Here is a 17,713-nt window from a genome sequence, read left to right as displayed (position 1 = left end):
CTACAGGCGCAGCAGCATCCGGGTGTTGCCCAACGTGTTCGGTTTGACCCGCTCCAGGTTCAGGAACTCCGCGACACCCTCGTCGTACGAGCGCAGCAACTGCTCGTACACCGGTTGTGGCACCGGAGCGCCGTCGATCTCCCGGAAGCCGAACGAGCCGAAGAACCGGGTCTCGAAGGTGAGCACGAAGATCCGCGCCACACCCAGCTCCCGGGCCGCATCGATCAGCTCGCCGACCAGCCGGTGACCGATCCGCTGGCCCCGGCAGGACGGGTCCACAGCCACCGTGCGGATCTCGGCCAGGTCTTCCCACATGACGTGCAGCGCCCCACAGCCCACCACGACGTCGTCCTCGGCCCGGACCGCGACCCGGAACTCCTGCACGTGCTCGAAGAGGGTGACGGTGGCCTTGCTCAGCAGGCGCCGGTCGTCGGTGTAGGTGTCGATCAGCCGCCGGATGCCCCGCACGTCTTCGGTGCGGGCCCGCCGGATGGGGATCTGACTCTCGGATGCCGACGGCTCTGCCTGCGCGCTCATTCGGCCGCCGGCACGTCCACGCACGGCCCAGCCGACCACCAGGGCTCGACCAGCTCCAACGTCTCGTCGCCGAACGGGTTCACCCCGGGGCCGGCGCCCAGCGCATGCCCCAGGTGCACGTGCAGGCACTTGACCCGGCCTGGCATCCCGCCGGCCGAGATGCCGGCGATCTCCGGCACCTCGCCGATCGCCTCCCGACGGGCGAGGTAGTCCTCGTGCGCGGCACGGTAGTGGGCCGCCAGCTCGGGATCCGTCGCCAGCCGGTCCGCCATCTCCTTCATCAGCCCCGCCGACTCCAACCGGCTGCACACGGCGGTGGCCCGGGGGCAGGTCAGGTAGTAGAGGGTCGGAAACGGGGTGCCGTCGGCGAGGCGGGGAGTCGTCTCCACCACGTCGGGAAGGCCACACGGGCAACGGTGGGCCACCGCCCGGGTGCCTCGGGGCGTGCGGCCGAGCTGCGCGGCCACCGCCGCCAGGTCGGCCTCGGTGGCCGGCTCCCGCTGCGGCAGGGGAACGGAATCCGCCGCCGGCTCCGACGGTGGTACGACAGTCACGGTGCCCATCTCTCCTGGTGTGCTGGTGGGTGACTCACTTGCCCGGCTGCTGGCTGTCCGCCGCCTGCACGCTCGACCAGAGCGTGTCGTACCAGGTCACCGGCCCGGCTGGGGCGGTCGAACCGGCCGACTTCCCAGCGTCGCGGGCGGCGCCCTCCGGGTCGTGCAGCACCACCATCATCTTCTCGCCCGGCGGGCCCATGAAGAACCGCTCCCGAGCCTGCGTCTTGATGTACTCGTCGTCTTGCCAGTTGGCGGCCTCGGCGGTGAGCTTGGCGATCTCCGCCTCCTGCACCGCCTGGGCGGCCTCCATCCGCTCGATGTCGGCCTGCTGGTCCAGGTAGACCCGGACCGGGTAGGTGTAGGCCAGCGCGAGCGCGATCAGGACCGCGAACAACACGGTGGCCCGACCGGTGAAGCGACGGGGATGGGGTGCGGAGAGCCGCTTCACGGCACCACCAGCAGCGGTACGCCGAGCGGCGGCCGGACGATTCGCGGAGCGCACGCCGTCGGCGCCCCGGGCAGCACCCGGTGCCCGACCAGCGGCGCGCGGTTCGGCGCGTACGCCGGCCTCCCGGACCGATCCCCGTGTGGCGCGGCCGCCGCCCGGCCGACCGGACTGACCCGGTCGGCGGGCGGGACGCTGACCACCCGGTGTGCGGCGCTGCTGCATCGTCACACCCCTCCCCCGAGGCTTCGTGCGTTACGAGGTCGTCGGGGAGCCCCGCAGCGGGGCCCCCCGACAGCGTCTCAGGCCGAACGGTAGCGCGGGAACGCGCCAGCGCCGGCGTAGCGCGCCGCGTCGCCCAGCTCCTCCTCGATCCGGAGCAGCTGGTTGTACTTCGCGACGCGGTCCGAGCGGGCCGGCGCACCGGTCTTGATCTGGCCGCAGCCGGTGGCCACCGCCAGGTCGGCGATCGTGGTGTCCTCGGTCTCGCCGGAGCGGTGGCTCATCATGCACTTGAAGCCGGCCCGGTGGGCCAGGTCCACCGCGTCCAGGGTCTCGGTCAGCGAGCCGATCTGGTTGACCTTGACGAGGACCGCGTTCGCCGCCTTCTCCGCGATGCCACGGGCGATGCGCTGCGGGTTGGTCACGAACAGGTCGTCACCGACGATCTGCACCCGGTCGCCGATCGAGGCGGTCAGCGTCTGCCAGCCGCTCCAGTCGTCCTCGGCCAGCGGGTCCTCGATCGACACGATCGGGTACTCGTCGGCCAGCTTCGTGTAGTAGGTGCTCATCTCCTCGGCGGACTTCGCGGCACCCTCGAACGTGTAGGTGCCGTTGTCGAAGAACTCCGTGGCCGCCACGTCGAGCGCGAACACGATGTCGGTGCCGAGCCGGTAACCGGCCTTCTCGACCGCCTCGGCGATCAGGTCCAGAGCCGCCGCGTTCGTCGGCAGGTTCGGCGCGAAGCCGCCCTCGTCGCCGAGCCCGGTGGACAGGCCCTTCTTCTTCAGCACCGACTTCAGCGCGTGGTAGACCTCAGCACCCGAACGCAGCGCGTCACGGAAGGTGGGCGCACCGATCGGCGCGACCATGAACTCCTGGATGTCGACGTTCGAGTCCGCGTGCGCGCCACCGTTGAGGATGTTCATCATCGGCACCGGCAGGAGGTGCGCGTTCGGGCCGCCCAGGTAGCGGAAGAGGCTCAGCTCGGCGCTGCCGGCAGCGGCCTTCGCCACCGCCAGGGAGACCCCGAGGATGGCGTTCGCGCCCAGCTCCGACTTACTGTCGGTGCCGTCGATGTCGATCATCTTCTGGTCGATCAGCCGCTGCTCGCTGGCCTCGTACCCGATGATCTGGTCGACGATCTTGTCTTCGACGTTGGAGACCGCCTTCTCCACGCCCTTGCCCAGGTAGCGGTCGGCGTCACCGTCGCGCAGCTCGACCGCCTCGAAGGCGCCGGTGGAGGCGCCGGAGGGCACGGCGGCGCGGGCTACCGTGCCGTCGTCCAGGCCGACCTCGACCTCGACCGTCGGGTTGCCCCGCGAGTCGAGAATCTCTCGGGCGACGATTCCCTCGATGGTTGCCACTAAGTCGCTCCTCGTTGTTGTGATCCGGTCCGTGGGTGGGCCGCGACGGTGCGGCTGAGGCAGGTGTTGAACGCAGCGTATCGGGCGGCGCGAACGGGCACGGCGTCGCCCGCGCACCCGAGTCGCCCCGCGCTGACGGACATTCCCGGATTTCCGGGCGTCAACCGGCAACGGGTTTGCGCTGCGCGGACCAGATCCACCAGGCTGGTCGCCATGCCCGCCGCCTCGACCACCCTCCGCATGCTCGCCGTGTCGGTCATCGCGTCGCTCACGGTCACCGGCTGTCAGACAGTCGAGGACGCCGGAGTCGCCATGGGTCGCTCGGAACTCGTCAACGACCTCGCCGCCCGGCTCGATCGAGCACTGGAGTTGACCTACTCGGCCGACTACCAGCTCCCCGGCGGCCAGAGCGCCGCGATCGTGCAGGCACAGGACCCGGTCCGCTCCGCGTACACGTACCCCGGCGGGCGACTCACCGTCACTCCGGAGGCGATCACCCGGTGCACGACGACCGGCGCCCGCCCGGAATGCACCCTGGTGGCCCCACCCACCCCGGGCAGCAAGCCCACCGTGACGCTCTTCAGCGAGGCCAACCGGCAGGGGCTCGTCACACCGCCGGTGGTGGTCGGGCTGCTCACCGCCGCCGCGCTCGACCCGCAGGCGGTCATCAAGCAGAGTGACACCACAGTCGCCGGGCACCACGCCGCCTGCGTCGAGGTGGAGGGCGCCTCCGGTGACTTCACCGCCTGCGTGACCACCGAGGGCGTGCTCGGCAGCTTCACCGGGCCGGTCGACGGCAAGCCGATGGAGCTGGCGCTGAGCAGCTACTCCACGACGGTCGACGAGAGCGCGTTCGAGCCGCCCGTCGGCGCCGGCGTCGTCGACCGCCGCCCCGGCGGCTCCTGACCCGGCCCACCGGCGCAACCGCTGTGCGCGTACTCCATCTCGCGCTGGCTGCTCGACGTGACGGTGACCGCCGCGCGGCCCGGCGTGCCCTCAGAGGCCGAGCAGAGTGCGCAGGTGGCGCGGGGGCGGGCAGTCGTGGGCGAGCATCGCGTCGTGCCAGTCGCGGACCGACACCCCGTCCGGGCGGGCGGCGGCGATCTCGGCCACCTCGCTGTACCCGACGAAGTAGGTGGAGAGCTGGGTGGAGGTGAGCTGCGCGCGCCGGCACTTGCCGGCCGCCTCGCCCTCCTCCTGGAAGCCGCGCCCGGTCATCAACGCCATCCCCTCGGCCTCGGGCAGCTCCTCGGCGTGCACCAACTGGTCGAGCAGCGCGTTGATGGTCATCCGTAGCTGCATCTTGAGCTGCTGCAACCGCACCGGCAGACCGCCGAAGCCCAGCCCCGTCATCAACTCCTCCGCGTAGACCGCCCAGCCCTCGATGAACGGGCCGGACTCGGCCAGCGCACGGACCCGCGTGCCACCGACGTAGCGGCGGGCGTGGGCGAGCTGGAGGAAATGCCCCGGCATCGCCTCGTGCACCGTCAAATTGCGGATCATGTGGTCGTTGTACTCGCGGTAAAAGGACTCCGTCCTCTGCGCCGACCAGTCCGACGGGGTCGGCGCGATGCAGTAGAAGGTCGGCAGGACGGCGGTCTCCAGCGGGCCGGGCGCGTCGCAGTACGCCACCGCGACGCCCCGGGCGAACTCCGGCATCTCCTGGATCACGCAGCGGTCGTCGACCAGGGTGACCAGGTCGTGTGCCCGGACGAAGTCGGTCGCCTCGTCCAGGGTCACCCCGGCCAGCTCGACGATCGTCGCGTCGTTCGGGTGCTCGGCGGCGAGCAGGTCCAGCGCCCGGCGTACGGTCGCGTCGTCGGCCGGGCCACCGACCAGCTCGACGGCCGCCTCGCGGATCTCCGTGGTAACCCGGTCCAGGTTGGCCCAGGCGCGACGCTGGATCTCGGCGGCGCCCAACTCGGTGTCGAGAGTGTGCCAGAGCCGGGCCTCCCAGCGGCGGCGACCCAGTCGCGGGTCACGGCCGGGCCCGGCATCGGCGGCCAGGCCGGCGCGCAGCCAGGCGACGAACTCTTCCAGCGCGGCGATCGCCGCCGTGGCCGCCGGCTCGACCCGGTCGAGGGCGCTCGGGGCCTGGGCGAGCAGCGCCGGCAGCTCGTCGCGGATCAGGGCGGCCGTGCCGGTGAACTGCCCGACCGCCGTCTCCGCGTGGATCCGCGGCATGTCCCGCAGCGTCGCGCGGGCGGTGGCGAGAGCATCCGGTACGGCGGCGAGCCGGCCAGCCAGTTGGGTCAGCCGCACCTCCGCAGGGGCGTACGGGCGGGCCAGCAGCGGGTGCAGCAGCGGGCCAGGGTTGTGCCGCAGCGGATCCCACTCGTGCGACCGGATCTCGGTCAGCTCGAACAGCTCCCGATCCACGAAGGAGGTGAGCAGCGCGTGGTCGACCTGCTCGTCGACGTCGAGCGAGTCGGGGTCGAGTTCGGACAGCGCGTTGGCCGCGTCGGAGAGCATCGCCCGATCGGCGGCCAACCCGTCGGCGGACAGGTCGGGCAGCCGGTCGTCGAACCGGTGGTCACCGGCCGAGGTAGCAACCCCGGGCCGCGCCTCCAGCAGAGCCTCGACAACCCGCTCAGCCAACACCCCAAACGCTTCCACCCGCCCACCCTACCGACCCGCCCACCCCCATCGGCCGGTTCCGTCCACTGCGTCGATCATGAAGTTATTGCCGTCCACCTCGGCGTGTCATGGCAATGACTTCATGATCACCGCGGAGGTGGGGGTTCGGCGGGTGGGGGTGGGGGTTCGGTTTCGCGGATGGTATTCGCTTGGGACAGGGTGGTGCGGCGGAGGGCTTGCTCGGGGTCTAGGCCGGCCTCGCGGGCTTCGGCCACCATTGCCAGCAGGCTGGCGCCTAGTTTCGCTTCGGGGTCTAGCTGGATTTCTGCTATTGGGAGTGGGACCTTGACGCCGGCTCGGGCGGCGCGGTCCAGGATCTGCGCGGCCAGGGCCAGCGCGGGCTGGCTCAGGGCCACGCCGTCCAGCACCGAGTGCCGTGCCTTCTCCGCGCGCTTGATCCGCTCCCAGTTCTCGGTGATCTCGTCCAGGGTGCCCACCTCGGCACCAGCGAAGACGTGCGGATTGCGCCGGATCATCTTGTCGACCAGGCCGCCAGCCACGTCGTCGATGGTCCACCGCTCATCCTCGGGCAACTCCTCGGCGAGCCGCGCATGCAGCACCACCTGCAACAACACGTCGCCCAACTCTTCGCGCAGCGCGTCGGTGTCGTCGGCGCTGATCGCGTCGTACGCCTCGTAGCTCTCCTCCAGCAGGTAACCGGCGAGGCTGCGGTGCGTCTGCGCCCGCTTCCACGGGTCGCCACCCGGGGAGGCCAGTCGATCCAGCACGGCCACCGCGTCGAGCAGCCGGGCACCCGGCGGATCCCACGAGCCGTACATCAACTCCATCTCGGCCAACCCCGGCTGCCGGGCCAGCCGCAGACCCAACTCCCGGGCCAGCGCCTCATCGCCGGCCGGGCCGGCCAGCCACACCACAGTCCCGTGCGCGGCCACCGCGTCCAGCAACGGCTGCGTCGCCGGGCCGTCCACCACAGTGACCTCGGCGCCGGCCTGGCGCACGGCCGTGACCAACTCGCTCTCCGCGCCGGTCAGCACCGGGTGCTGGCGTACGACGTCCCAGGCCGCGGAGGTCAACAGGCCGGCGGGCAGCCGGGGCGAGGTGACCAGGAGGACGATCCGTGCCGTCATGCTCAGTTGGCCGCGGCCTCGTCTGGCGCCGGGCCCTCGGCGCTCGGGGCGTCGCTCGACGGCAACGGCTCCAGGGTGGAGATGTCCGTGACCGGGCCTTCCTCGTTGATGTACGGCAGCGAGTAGAAGACCGGCGTCTGACCCTTGTTCACCATCGACGGCACCCCGACGTTCCGGAAGCGCGGGTTGATCGTGACGTCGACCCGGCCCGCTTCCTCCTCGAGCGCGGCGCTCAGCGCGGTGGCGCTGCGGACGAAACCGCCGTCACCGAACGCCTGACGGACGTCGGCCACCGACATTCCGACCGGGATCGCCTCCACCTTGACCAGGGCGTCGTAGACGGCCATCAGCGATGCGTCGCTCAGCTCGGCCGGCGGAAGCTGCTGGTTGAGCACCCCGGACAGGTCGGCCCACTCGGCCCAGAGCTTCGCGTACTCGGTGGTCGCCGGCACCTGCAGGCTCTGCTCAAGATGCTGCGGGGTGATCTCGTCGGGCACCTGGATGTTCTTCGCCGCCACGACCCGCTTGCCGAGATCCAGGCTGACCAGCAGGTCGACCACGTCCTGGCGGGTGACCTTGGGGCGCAACTGCTCCGACGACGGCGGACCGCCCGGCTGGACAGCCTGCTGCCGCGCGTCGCCGGACTTCGCCTGCACCTCGTCGTAGATTCCGTCGACCCGGTCCACCGAGTAGGTGGCGTCCCCGACGTACGCGGCGATGTTCGGTGCGGACTTGCCGCAGGCAGCGAGGGAGAGGACACCCAGGGCCGCGACGCTGGCGGCGGCGATCACACGGCGAGCACGCATGTCTGTCACTCTCTCATGCCCTCTCCCGTGCTGTGACGGCCCCCACCTCACCGGCCGACGCCTCAGCTGGCCGCGACGGCGAGCGGGGCGGGGGCACCGAGCACATCGGAGAGCAACTGCGCGCACCACTGGAGCAGCGCCTGGTCACGCAGCGGCTCACCGCCGATCCGACGGGTGGCCGGTCGGGGCACGCTTACCTGGTCGGTGGCCTGCTTGTAGACGGCATCCGGGTGGTAGCGCTTGAGCCGCAGCTGCTTCGAGTCCGGCAGCGGCAGCGGGCCGAACCGTACGTGCTTGCCCTGCATGGAGACGTCGGTCAGGCCGTACCGGCGGGCCAGCAAGCGGAACCGGGCCACCTCGACCAGGTTCTGCACCGGGGCCGGCGGCTCGCCGTACCGGTCGGTCATCTCGGCGATCACCTCGCGCAGCCGCTCCTCGTCGCGTGCCTCGGCGAGCTTGCGATACATCTCCAGGCGCAGCCGTTCCACGCTCACGTAGTCGTGCGGCAGGTGCGCGTCGATCGGCAGGTCGATCTTGACGTCGGTCTCTTCCTCCGGCCGCTCACCCTTGAACGCGGAGACCGCCTCGCCGACCATCCGCACGTACAGGTCGAAGCCGACGCCCTCGATGTGCCCGGACTGCTCGCCGCCGAGCAGGTTGCCAGCGCCCCGGATCTCCAGGTCCTTCATCGCCACGTACATGCCGGCGCCCAACTCGGTGTGCTGGGCGATGGTCGCCAACCGCTCGTGGGCGTGCTCGGTGAGCGGCTTCTCCGGCGGGTAGAGGAAGTAGGCGTACGCCCGCTCCCGGCCCCGGCCGACCCGGCCCCGGATCTGGTGCAGCTGAGCCAGGCCGAGCAGGTCGGCCCGCTCCACGATCAACGTGTTGGCGTTCGGGATGTCGATGCCCGACTCGACGATCGTGGTGCAGACCAGGACGTCGAACTCCTTCTCCCAGAAGCCGACCATGACCTTCTCCAGGGCTTCCTCGCCCATCTGACCGTGTGCCACCGCGACCCGCGCCTCGGGCACCAGCTCCTTCAGCCGCCGCGCTGCCCGGTCGATCGACTCGACCCGGTTGTGCAGGTAGAAGACCTGCCCGTCGCGGAGCAGCTCACGGTGGATGGACGCGGCCACCTGCCGGTCGTCCTGCGCGCCGACGAAGGTGAGCACCGGGTGCCGCTCCTCTGGCGGGGTGGCGATGGTGGACATCTCCCGGATGCCGGTGATCGCCATCTCCAGGGTGCGCGGGATCGGGGTGGCCGACATGCTGAGCACGTCGACCGAGGCGCGCAGCGTCTTCAGGTGCTCCTTGTGCTCGACGCCGAAGCGCTGCTCCTCGTCGACGATCACCAGACCCAACTGCTTGAAGCGGGTCGCGGTCTGCAAGAGCCGGTGCGTGCCGATGACGATGTCGACGGTGCCGTCGGCGACCATCTCCATCGTCCGCTCGGTCTCCTTCGCGGTCTGGAACCGCGACAGCTGGCGGATCTCGACCGGGAACTGGCTCATCCGCTCGGCGAAGGTGTTGTAGTGCTGCTGCACCAGCAGTGTGGTCGGCACCAGCACCGCCACCTGCTTGCCGTCCTGCACCGCCTTGAACGCCGCCCGGACCGCGATCTCGGTCTTGCCGTAGCCGACATCACCGCAGATCAGCCGGTCCATCGGAACGGTCTGCTCCATGTCCCGCTTGACCTCGTCGATCGCGGCGAGCTGGTCCGGCGTCTCCTGCCAGGGGAAGGCGTCCTCCAGCTCCCGCTGCCACGGCGTGTCCGGGCCGAACGAGTGACCCTTCGACGCCTTGCGGGCGGCGTAGAGCTGGATGAGCTGCGCGGCGATCTCCCGAACCGCCTTGCGGGCCCGGGCCTTGGACTTCTGCCAGTCCGAGCCGCCCATCTTGTGCAGGGTCGGCTGCTCGCCACCCACGTAGCGGGAGAGCTGGTCGAGCTGGTCGGTCGGGACGAAGAGTCGGTCGCCGGGCTGGCCCCGCTTGCTGGCCGCGTACTCGATGACGAGGTATTCCCGGCTGGCCCCGTTGACGGTGCGCTGCACCAGCTCGACGTAGCGGCCGATGCCGTGCTGCTCGTGCACCACGTGGTCGCCGGTCTTCAACTCAAGCGGGTCGATGGTGTTGCGCCGCCGACTCGGCATCTTGCGCATGTCCCGCGTCGAGGTGCCCCGACCACCTGTCACGTCATTGCCGGTGAGCAGGACGAAGCGGGACGCCTCGTCGACGAACCCGCTGCTCAGCGCGCCACAGGTGACCACCAGCTCACCGGGGACGGGTGCGGTCGGCACCTCCTCGGTCAACCGGGCACCCAGGCCGGCGTCGCGCAGCACCTCCACCGCCCGCTGGGCGGGGCCGTGCCCCTCGAAGACCAGCGCGATCGACCAACCCTCGCCGGCCCAACGCTTGAGGTCCTCGACCACCCGCGAGGTCTCGCCGTGATAGAGCGGCGCCGGCTGGGCGGAGAGGGTCACCGCGATGGCGTCGTCCGGGGTGACGGCGGTCTGCTCCGGCGCGTCCTCCCAGGGCTGCCGCGCCTCGGCGGTCTCCCCCTCGACCAGGCCGAACGGGGACAGCGTCCACCACGGCTGGCCGAGCTTGCCCGCCGCCGCGCGTACCTCCCCGAGGGTGCGGAAGGCGGCGGCGCCGACGTCCACCGGGGCCTGGCCGCCGACCGCGGCGGCGGCCCAGCTGGCCTGCAAGAACTCCTCCGAGGTACGCACCAGGTCGTGCGCCCGCGTGCGGATCCGCTCCGGGTCGCAGAGCAGGACGTGGGTGCCGGCCGGCATGGCGTCCAGCAGCAGCTCCAGCGAGTCGGGGCCGACCAGCACCGGAGCCAGCGACTCCATGCCCTCCACCGGGATGCCCTCGGCCAGCTTGTCGAGGATCTCGGCCAGCTCGGGGTGCTGCTCGGCGAGCGCCGCGGCCCGGTCGCGGACCGACGGGGTGAGCAGCAGCTCCCGACAGGGCGGTGCCCAGAGCAGCGGCACCTTTTCGATGGTCCGCTGGTCGGCGACGGCGAAGGTGCGGATCTCCTCCACCTCGTCGCCCCAGAACTCGACCCGGGACGGGTGCTCGTCGGTGGGCGGAAAGACGTCCAGGATGCCCCCGCGAACCGCGAACTCGCCGCGCTTGGTGACCAGGTCGACCCGCGCGTACGCCATGTCGATCAGGCGGCGGGCGACCTCCTCAAGGTCGGCCTCCTCCCCGGCGGCGAGCTGCACCGGCTCCAGATCACCGAGCCCCTTGAGCTGCGGCTGGAGCAACGAACGGACCGGGGCCACCACCACTCGCAGCGGCCCGGTGCCGCCGTGCGCGTCGGTCGCCTCCGGGTGCGCCAGCCGGCGCAGCACGGCCAGCCGCCGACCCACCGTGTCCGAGCGTGGGGAGAGCCGCTCGTGCGGCAGCGTCTCCCACGAGGGGAAGACCACGACCTGCCCGGCCGGCAGCAACCCGCCCAGGGCGGCGGCCAGGTCGTCGGCCTCCCGGGTGGTGGCGGTCACCGCCAGCACCGGGCGCCCGGCCCCGTCGGTGTCCGCGGCGACCGCCGCGACGGCGAACGGACGCAGCGCCGCCGGGGCGGTGATGTCGAGACCGTCGACCTGGGCGGCACCGGAGCGCGCCAGGTCACGCGCCCGGGCCAGCCCGGGGTCGGCCAGGGCGGCGGTGAACAGACCGGTGAGCACGTGATCACTTCCAGGGGAGTAGACGCACACGACGGCGGCCCCTCGTCCAGCCGGACGGGGGGTGCACGACAACCAGCCTATCCCCGTTGACCGACAGCCACCCCCTTCCGCCGAGGTCCTTCCTGCGGTTCTCAAAACGGACCATAAGCTAATAACATGGACAACGGAACGCAACGCTCGGCTCGCGACTGGGCGCCGCGCAGCATCGGACTGCTTCTCGGCACCTTCGCGCTGGCCACGGCGTTCATCGCGGCCTACGTCGGCGCGCTGCACCACCCCACCCCCCGCGACCTGCCGATCGGCGTCGCCTCCGGCGACCAACGCGCCCGGGCGACGCTCGACGCCGTGCGCGGCCAGACCAACATCCTCAAACCGATCGAGTACGACGACCCGAGCGCCGCCGAGCACGGCCTGCTCAGCCGCGCGGTGTACGCGGTGCTCAGCACCGGCCCCGACAACGGCCTGCTCCTCACCGTGGCGAGCGCGTCCGGCCCCTCCGCCACCAGCGCGATCAAGGAGGTCCTCGGCACCGCCGCCACCCGCACCGGCACCCCGCTACAGATCGTCGACGAGGTGCCGGTCACCTCGACCGACCCACGCGGGGTGGTGCCCTTCTACCTGAACGTCGGGTACGTGCTCGGCGGCTACCTCGCCTCGACCGTGCTCGGGATATCCGCCGGCACCACCCCGCGTACGGTGCGACGGGCCGGACTGCGCATCGCCGCCCTGGCGGTCTACAGCGTGTTGCTCGGCATCTCCGGCGCGGTCGTGGTCGGACCGGTCCTGGACATCTGGCACCACGACGTGCCGACGATCGCCGCCATCGGCGCGCTGGCCGTCTTCGCCGCCGCGCTGACCGCCAGCGCCATCCAGGGCTGGCTCGGCATCGCGGGCACCGCGCTTGTCATCCTGCTGCTGGTGGTGCTCGGCAACCCGGGTTCCGGCGGCATCTACGCGCCCGAGTTCCTGCCCTGGTTGCTGCGCGGCATGCACCGGTGGAACGTCCCCGGGCTCGCCAACGACCTGACCAAGGCCGCGGTGTACTTCGACTGGCGATCGGCCGGCTGGCCGGCTTTCGCCCTCGCGATCTGGGCGGTGCTCGGGGGGCTCGGGTTGGTCAGCGCGAGCCTGGTCCGCGGTCGCCGGGCTGCCGCCTCCGGCCCCGCGACGACACGCTCCGGCCCCGCGCCGGGCCGTCACGGTGGTTGAGATCACGCCCGAAAAGACCCTTCCGGAGGCAGCGGATCACCCGGGGGCCCTCCAGACATCCGGTGCGCGCGGATACCATCCAGTAAGTCGGACAGCGCTGTCCTTCGTATCCACGTAAGGGAGCGCATCGTGACCGACCAGCACGACCACGACGGCCCGGACGCCGCACTGCGCGCCGACATTCGCCGACTCGGCACCCTGCTCGGCCAGACCCTGGCCCGCCAGGAGGGTCGCCCGCTGCTCGACCTCGTCGAGGAGATCCGCGCCCAGGTCCGTACCGACGTCCCGGCGGCCGCCCAGCGCCTCGGCGGGCTCGACGTGACCACCGGCACCAAGCTCGCCCGCGCCTTCTCCACCTACTTCCACCTGGCCAACATCACCGAGCAGGTGCACCGCGCACGGGACTTGCGCCGCCGCCGCGCGGTGCAGGGCGGCTGGCTGGACCAGGCCGCCAAAATGATCGCCGAGCGCGGGGTGCCGGCCGAGGAGATCGCCAACGCGGCTCGCCGGCTGGCGGTGCGACCGGTCTTCACCGCGCACCCGACCGAGGCGGCCCGCCGCTCGATCCTGTCCAAGCTGCGGGCGATCGCCGACGAGTTGGACAACGAGACCGCCAACGCGATCCTCTACGGCGCCAGCGACGAGGGCCCCGCCAACCGCCGGCTGGCCGAGTTGCTGGACCTGATGTGGCAGACCGACGAGCTGCGACTGGACCGGCCAGACCCGACCGACGAGGCCCGCAACGCGATCTACTACCTGCGCGACCTCTACGCCGAGGCCGCCCCGCAGGTGCTCGACGACCTGGCCGACACGCTGCGCACGCTCGGCGTGGAGACCTCGCCGACGGCCCGGCCGCTGAGCTTCGGCACCTGGATCGGCGGTGACCGCGACGGCAACCCGTTCGTCACCCCGGCGGTCACCCGTGAGGTGCTGACCATCCAGCACGAGCACGGCATCGCGGCCACCGAGAAGGCGATGGACCACCTGATCAACGAGGTCTCGGTGTCCCGCCGGCTGCGCGGGGTCTCCCTGGACCTCTCCGCCAGCCTCGCCGCCGACCTGGACGCGCTGCCCGAGGTGGCACAGCGCTTCCGCCGGGTCAATGCCGAAGAGCCGTACCGGCTCAAGGCACGTTGCGTGAAGGCGAAGCTCGCCAACACCCGGCTGCGGTTGCGCCAGGGCACCGCGCACGTGCCCGGCCGGGACTACCGGGGTTCCGCCGAGCTGATCGCCGACCTGGACCTGCTGCGCGCCTCGCTCGCCCGCAACTCCGGGCAGCTCACCGCCGTCGGCCGGCTGGCCTCCACCATCCGTACGGTCTCCGCGTTCGGCCTGCACCTGGCCACCATGGACGTCCGGGAGCACGCCGAGGCGCACCACGCGGTGCTCGCCCAGCTCTACGAGGCCGTCGGTGAGGTCTCCGACTATCCGGCGCTCACCCGGCTGGAACGCACCAAGCTGCTGGCCGACGAGCTGACCGGCCGTCGACCGCTGTCCACCCTCGACACTCCGCTCACCGAGCCGACCCGCAAGACGTTCGACGTGTTCAGCACGATCCGGGAGGCCCAGGACCGGTTCGGCACCGAGGTGATCGAGTCGTACATCATCTCGATGACCATGGGCGTCGACGACGTGCTGGCCGCCGTGGTGCTGGCCCGCGAGGCCGGCCTGGTGGACGTGCACAGCGGGCGGGCCCGGATCGGGTTCGTGCCGCTGCTGGAGACCCCGGCCGAGCTGAACGCCGGCGGCGAACTCCTCGACGAGCTGCTGTCGCTGCCCGCGTACCGGGCGCTGGTGACCGCCCGAGGCGACGTACAGGAGGTCATGCTCGGCTACTCCGACTCGAACAAGGAGGCCGGGATCACCACCAGCCAGTGGTCGATCCACCGGGCGCAGCGCGCGCTGCGCGACGTGGCCGCCCGGCACGGGGTGCACCTGCGGCTGTTCCACGGCCGGGGCGGCACGGTCGGGCGCGGCGGCGGGCCGACGCACGAGGCGATCCTGGCCCAGCCGTACGGCACGATGGACGGCGCGATCAAGGTGACCGAGCAGGGCGAAGTGATCTCCGACAAGTACACCCTGCCCTCCCTGGCCCGGGAGAACCTCGAGCTCACCCTCGCCGCGGTGCTCCAGGCGACCCTGCTGCACACCGCACCCCGGCAGCCGGCCGAGATGTTGGAGCGCTGGGACGCGACGATGGACGTGGTCTCCGAGTCGGCGTTCCGGTCCTACCGGTCGCTCGTCGAGGACCCGGACCTGCCGGCGTACTTCTGGGCGTCCACCCCCACCGAGCTGCTCGGCGCGCTGAACATCGGCTCCCGGCCGGCGAAGCGCCCGAACACCGGTGCCGGGCTTTCCGGGCTGCGGGCCATTCCGTGGGTGTTCGGCTGGACGCAGACCCGACAGATCGTGCCGGGCTGGTTCGGCGTCGGCTCCGGGCTGGCCGCCGCCCGCGAGGCCGGGCTGGCGGACGTGCTGGCCGAGATGCACCGCAACTGGCACTTCTTCCGCACGTTCCTGTCGAACGTCGAGATGATGCTGACCAAGACCGACCTGAGCATCGCCCGTCGCTACGTCGAGACACTGGTGCCGAAGAAGCTGCACCCGATCTTCGAGCAGATCGAGCAGGAGTACGAGCTGACCAAGCGGGAGGTGCTGGCGGTGACCGCCTCACCGGCCCTGCTGGAGAACTCGCCGGTGCTCCAGCGCACCCTGGCCGTGCGCGACACCTACCTGGAGCCGCTGCACCACCTTCAGGTGGCGCTGCTGCGGCAGTACCGGGAGTCGGGTGCCGCCGGACGGGCCATCGCCACCGCCCCGGGTGGCCGACGCGCGCCGAGTGACGGCACCGCCCTGGAACGCGCGCTGCTCACCACCGTGAACGGCATCGCCGCCGGAATGCGCAACACCGGCTGATCGACCAGTACGGAGAACGGGCCCCGGTCGTAACGACCGGGGCCCGTTCCGTAGCTAAATCGACAGCGTTCAGAAATCCCCGCCACCAAAATCGCCGCCACCAAAATCGCCGCCACCGAATCCGCCGCCACCGAAATCGCCGCCACCGAAATCGCCACCGGCGTAGTCCCCGCCGCCGAAGTCCCCACCCTGGTCGCCGCCGCCGAAGTCGCCACCCTGGTCGCCGAAGTCGCCACCCTGGTCGACACCGTCACCGAAGCCCTCCTGGTAGCCGGCGTCGTAGCCGTACCCGGGGTCGGCGAACGCGGGCGAGAAGAGCGCGTCGGCGATCAGGATGCCGCCGAGCACACCGGCCCCGGCACCGAGCGCCGTCTTCCACCACGGCGTCGAATACCAGCCGGCGGGCACCGGGCGGCCCTGATAGCGCCCACCCGGGTAGTAGTAGGGCGTTTCCCGACCGGGCTGCGGCCCGGCCCGGAAGGTCTGCCCCTGCACATCGACCTCGCGCTCCTTGGTGAGCTGCCCCACACCCCGGGCGGCGGCCAGGGTCGGCAGCTCGGGGCCCGGATCGATGCCGAGCGCCGTCCGCGCCGCCCGGATGTACGCCAACCCCTCCAGCGCGGTCTCCCGAGCCAGCCCGAACTGGTGCGGGGTCGACGCCTGCTCCAGCTGGGAGCCCGCCGCGTTGTACCGCTCACCGGCGTCGGCCAGCGCCTGGCGGACCGCCGGCTCGTCGCCCTGCAGGTTCATCAACTGGCCGCCGAGGCGCTCGTACCACCGCTGCGCCTCCGCGCGGGCGTCGCCGAGCTCGGTGCGCCGACGGGCACCAGCCTGCGCGCGAATGAGCGCTGCGGCGCCCAGTGCGCCGACCAGTACGACGGCGAGGCAGAGCACAAGTTCCATGTCGTCGAACGTACCCCCGGTTGTCACGTCGTACCTGTCTGGCAAGCTCCGGTGATGGACGTCTCGACGCTGCTCCTGGTGATCGTGTGCCTCGGTGCCGGCGGGGCGGTGGGCTGGCTCGCGGCCCGGTCCCGGTCGGCGGCCGACATCGCCCGCCTGGATGCCACCCTGGCCGCCACCCGGGAGGGCGAGGGCCGGCTGGAGCAGTCCATGCGGGCCTTGAGCTACGAGGCCACCGCGCAGTCCCAGGAGGCGGTGGCCCGGGCGGTCGCGCCGCTGCACGACACCCTGCGCCGCTACGAGCAGCGGGTGGCCGAGCTGGAGCACGACCGCGTCGACGCGTACGCCGAGCTGCGTGAGCAGGTCCGCTCGATGAACGCGGTCTCCGGTGAGCTGCGCACCGAGACCAAGCAGCTGGTGGCGGCGCTGCGCGCGCCGCAGGTGCGGGGCCGCTGGGGCGAGCACCAGTTGCGCCGGATCGTCGAGGCCGCCGGGATGCTGGAGCACTGCGACTTCTCCGAGCAGGTCACCGCCGCCACCGACAGCCAGGTCGTCCGACCGGATCTGGTGGTTCGCCTGCACGGCGGCCGGTCGGTGGTGGTGGACGCCAAGGCGCCGTTCGACGCGTACCTGACCGCCATGGAGGCCCGCGACGAGCGCGGCCGGGACACCCACCTCGACGCGCACGCGCGGCACCTGCGCGGGCACGTCGACGCCCTGGCCGCCAAGTCCTACTGGTCGGCGTTCGACAACTCACCCGAGTTCGTGGTGCTCTTCGTCCCCGCCGACCCGTTCCTCGACGTCGCACTCCAGCGCGACCCGACACTGCTGGAGCACGCCTTCACCCGCAACGTGGTGCTCGCCACGCCGGCCACGCTTGTCGCCCTGCTCCGGACGGTCGCCTACTCCTGGCGGCAGGAGGCGCTGGCCCGCAACGCGCTCGCGGTGCACACCCTCGCCCGCGAGCTGTACGGCCGGCTCTCCACCCTCGGCGACCACGTGGGCAAGCTCGGCTCGTCGCTGGCCGGCGCGGTGACCGCCTACAACCGGGCGGTCGGCTCGTTGGAGGCCCGGGTGCTGGTCAGCGCCCGAAAGCTCGCCGAGCTGGGCGTCTCGGACGACGAGTTGGCGGTGCCCGCGCAGGTCGAGTTGACGCCGAGGCAGCCGCAGGCGCCCGAGCTGGCCGACGACCCGAGCAGCCATTCATCCTTGTGACAGTGGGTGCGACCACATGTCACGAAGTGGTCACAAGCAATTGTCCAGTAGTGACAGTGATCATCAGCACCGCGAAAGATCTTGCTCACCCGAGTGCCCTCACTGAGGGCCCTGTTCTCTGG

The 17,713-nt window shown here is 71.5% G+C and carries 13 protein-coding genes; 4 read left to right on the top strand and 9 right to left on the bottom strand.

The genetic code is table 11. The features are described from left to right. From IF46_RS0103195 to eno, 4 genes are all read right to left on the bottom strand, one after another. Entirely contained in the window at nucleotides 1-537 is a 537-nt protein-coding gene (locus IF46_RS0103195) for an amino-acid N-acetyltransferase (RefSeq protein ID WP_051723605.1), read from the bottom strand. Beyond that, nucleotides 534-1,091: a DUF501 domain-containing protein gene (locus tag IF46_RS0103190; protein ID WP_030486737.1), complete on the bottom strand. Its 558-nt coding sequence runs from the start codon at nucleotides 1,089-1,091 to the stop codon at nucleotides 534-536. The genes IF46_RS0103195 and IF46_RS0103190 overlap by 4 nt, the downstream gene beginning before the upstream one ends. A gap of 34 nt (nucleotides 1,092-1,125) precedes the next feature. Beyond that, nucleotides 1,126-1,764, bottom strand: coding sequence for an FtsB family cell division protein (locus IF46_RS0103185; protein WP_030486736.1), 639 nt, complete (start codon nucleotides 1,762-1,764; stop codon nucleotides 1,126-1,128). Nucleotides 1,765-1,841: 77 nt separating this feature from the next. Continuing rightward, nucleotides 1,842-3,125: a phosphopyruvate hydratase gene (gene eno, locus IF46_RS0103180; RefSeq protein WP_030486735.1), complete on the bottom strand. Its 1,284-nt coding sequence runs from the start codon at nucleotides 3,123-3,125 to the stop codon at nucleotides 1,842-1,844. A gap of 213 nt (nucleotides 3,126-3,338) precedes the next feature. Here eno and IF46_RS0103175 point away from each other — a divergent pair, with 213 nt between their 5' ends. Next, nucleotides 3,339-4,031: a hypothetical protein gene (locus tag IF46_RS0103175; protein WP_030486734.1), complete on the top strand. Its 693-nt coding sequence runs from the start codon at nucleotides 3,339-3,341 to the stop codon at nucleotides 4,029-4,031. 90 nt (nucleotides 4,032-4,121) lie between these two features. Here the strand turns inward: IF46_RS0103175 and IF46_RS0103170 are convergent, their stop codons facing one another. From IF46_RS0103170 to mfd, 4 genes are all read right to left on the bottom strand, one after another. Then, nucleotides 4,122-5,741: a DUF885 domain-containing protein gene (locus IF46_RS0103170; protein WP_030486733.1), complete on the bottom strand. Its 1,620-nt coding sequence runs from the start codon at nucleotides 5,739-5,741 to the stop codon at nucleotides 4,122-4,124. 107 nt (nucleotides 5,742-5,848) lie between these two features. Further along, nucleotides 5,849-6,850, bottom strand: coding sequence for a nucleoside triphosphate pyrophosphohydrolase (locus tag IF46_RS0103165; RefSeq protein ID WP_030486732.1), 1,002 nt, complete (start codon nucleotides 6,848-6,850; stop codon nucleotides 5,849-5,851). A gap of 2 nt (nucleotides 6,851-6,852) precedes the next feature. Beyond that, nucleotides 6,853-7,656, bottom strand: coding sequence for a hypothetical protein (locus IF46_RS0103160; RefSeq protein ID WP_030486731.1), 804 nt, complete (start codon nucleotides 7,654-7,656; stop codon nucleotides 6,853-6,855). A 62-nt stretch (nucleotides 7,657-7,718) separates the two neighbouring features. Beyond that, nucleotides 7,719-11,348, bottom strand: coding sequence for a transcription-repair coupling factor (mfd, locus tag IF46_RS0103155; RefSeq protein ID WP_030486730.1), 3,630 nt, complete (start codon nucleotides 11,346-11,348; stop codon nucleotides 7,719-7,721). Nucleotides 11,349-11,504: 156 nt separating this feature from the next. Here mfd and IF46_RS0103150 point away from each other — a divergent pair, with 156 nt between their 5' ends. Together IF46_RS0103150 and ppc are read left to right on the top strand one after the other, a co-directional pair. After that, a complete protein-coding gene (locus IF46_RS0103150) occupies nucleotides 11,505-12,557 on the top strand; it encodes a hypothetical protein (RefSeq protein WP_051723587.1) in 1,053 nt (350 codons plus the stop codon). Nucleotides 12,558-12,686: 129 nt separating this feature from the next. Further along, nucleotides 12,687-15,473 carry a phosphoenolpyruvate carboxylase gene (gene ppc / locus IF46_RS0103145; RefSeq protein WP_030486728.1) on the top strand — a complete coding sequence of 929 codons (2,787 nt, stop codon included), beginning with the start codon at nucleotides 12,687-12,689 and terminating at the stop codon, nucleotides 15,471-15,473. Nucleotides 15,474-15,542: 69 nt separating this feature from the next. Here ppc and IF46_RS0103140 read toward each other — a convergent pair whose 3' ends face one another. Then, the gene (locus IF46_RS0103140) at nucleotides 15,543-16,376 is read right to left on the bottom strand and encodes a hypothetical protein (RefSeq protein ID WP_030486727.1); all 834 of its coding nucleotides are present in this window, start codon (nucleotides 16,374-16,376) and stop codon (nucleotides 15,543-15,545) included. A gap of 54 nt (nucleotides 16,377-16,430) precedes the next feature. Here IF46_RS0103140 and IF46_RS0103135 point away from each other — a divergent pair, with 54 nt between their 5' ends. Beyond that, nucleotides 16,431-17,591, top strand: coding sequence for a DNA recombination protein RmuC (locus tag IF46_RS0103135; RefSeq protein ID WP_030486726.1), 1,161 nt, complete (start codon nucleotides 16,431-16,433; stop codon nucleotides 17,589-17,591). Nucleotides 17,592-17,713: the final 122 nt, after the last annotated feature.

Origin of the sequence: Micromonospora chokoriensis (assembly GCF_000718555.1) — a bacterium.
Classification (GTDB): Bacteria; Actinomycetota; Actinomycetes; order Mycobacteriales; family Micromonosporaceae; genus Micromonospora; species Micromonospora chokoriensis_B.
This window is presented reverse-complemented; position numbering and strand designations above follow the sequence as displayed.

What these genes read in the sequence shown, in the direction of transcription:
- IF46_RS0103195 (WP_051723605.1), bottom strand. Translation starts at nt 537, where the DNA reads ATGAGCGCGCAGGCAGAGCCGTCGGCATCCGAGAGTCAGATCCCCATC.
- IF46_RS0103185 (WP_030486736.1), bottom strand. Translation starts at nt 1,764, where the DNA reads ATGCAGCAGCGCCGCACACCGGGTGGTCAGCGTCCCGCCCGCCGACCG.
- IF46_RS0103175 (WP_030486734.1), top strand. Translation starts at nt 3,339, where the DNA reads ATGCCCGCCGCCTCGACCACCCTCCGCATGCTCGCCGTGTCGGTCATC.
- IF46_RS0103165 (WP_030486732.1), bottom strand. Translation starts at nt 6,850, where the DNA reads ATGACGGCACGGATCGTCCTCCTGGTCACCTCGCCCCGGCTGCCCGCC.
- IF46_RS0103160 (WP_030486731.1), bottom strand. Translation starts at nt 7,656, where the DNA reads ATGCGTGCTCGCCGTGTGATCGCCGCCGCCAGCGTCGCGGCCCTGGGT.
- IF46_RS0103150 (WP_051723587.1), top strand. Translation starts at nt 11,505, where the DNA reads ATGGACAACGGAACGCAACGCTCGGCTCGCGACTGGGCGCCGCGCAGC.
- IF46_RS0103140 (WP_030486727.1), bottom strand. Translation starts at nt 16,376, where the DNA reads ATGGAACTTGTGCTCTGCCTCGCCGTCGTACTGGTCGGCGCACTGGGC.
- IF46_RS0103135 (WP_030486726.1), top strand. Translation starts at nt 16,431, where the DNA reads ATGGACGTCTCGACGCTGCTCCTGGTGATCGTGTGCCTCGGTGCCGGC.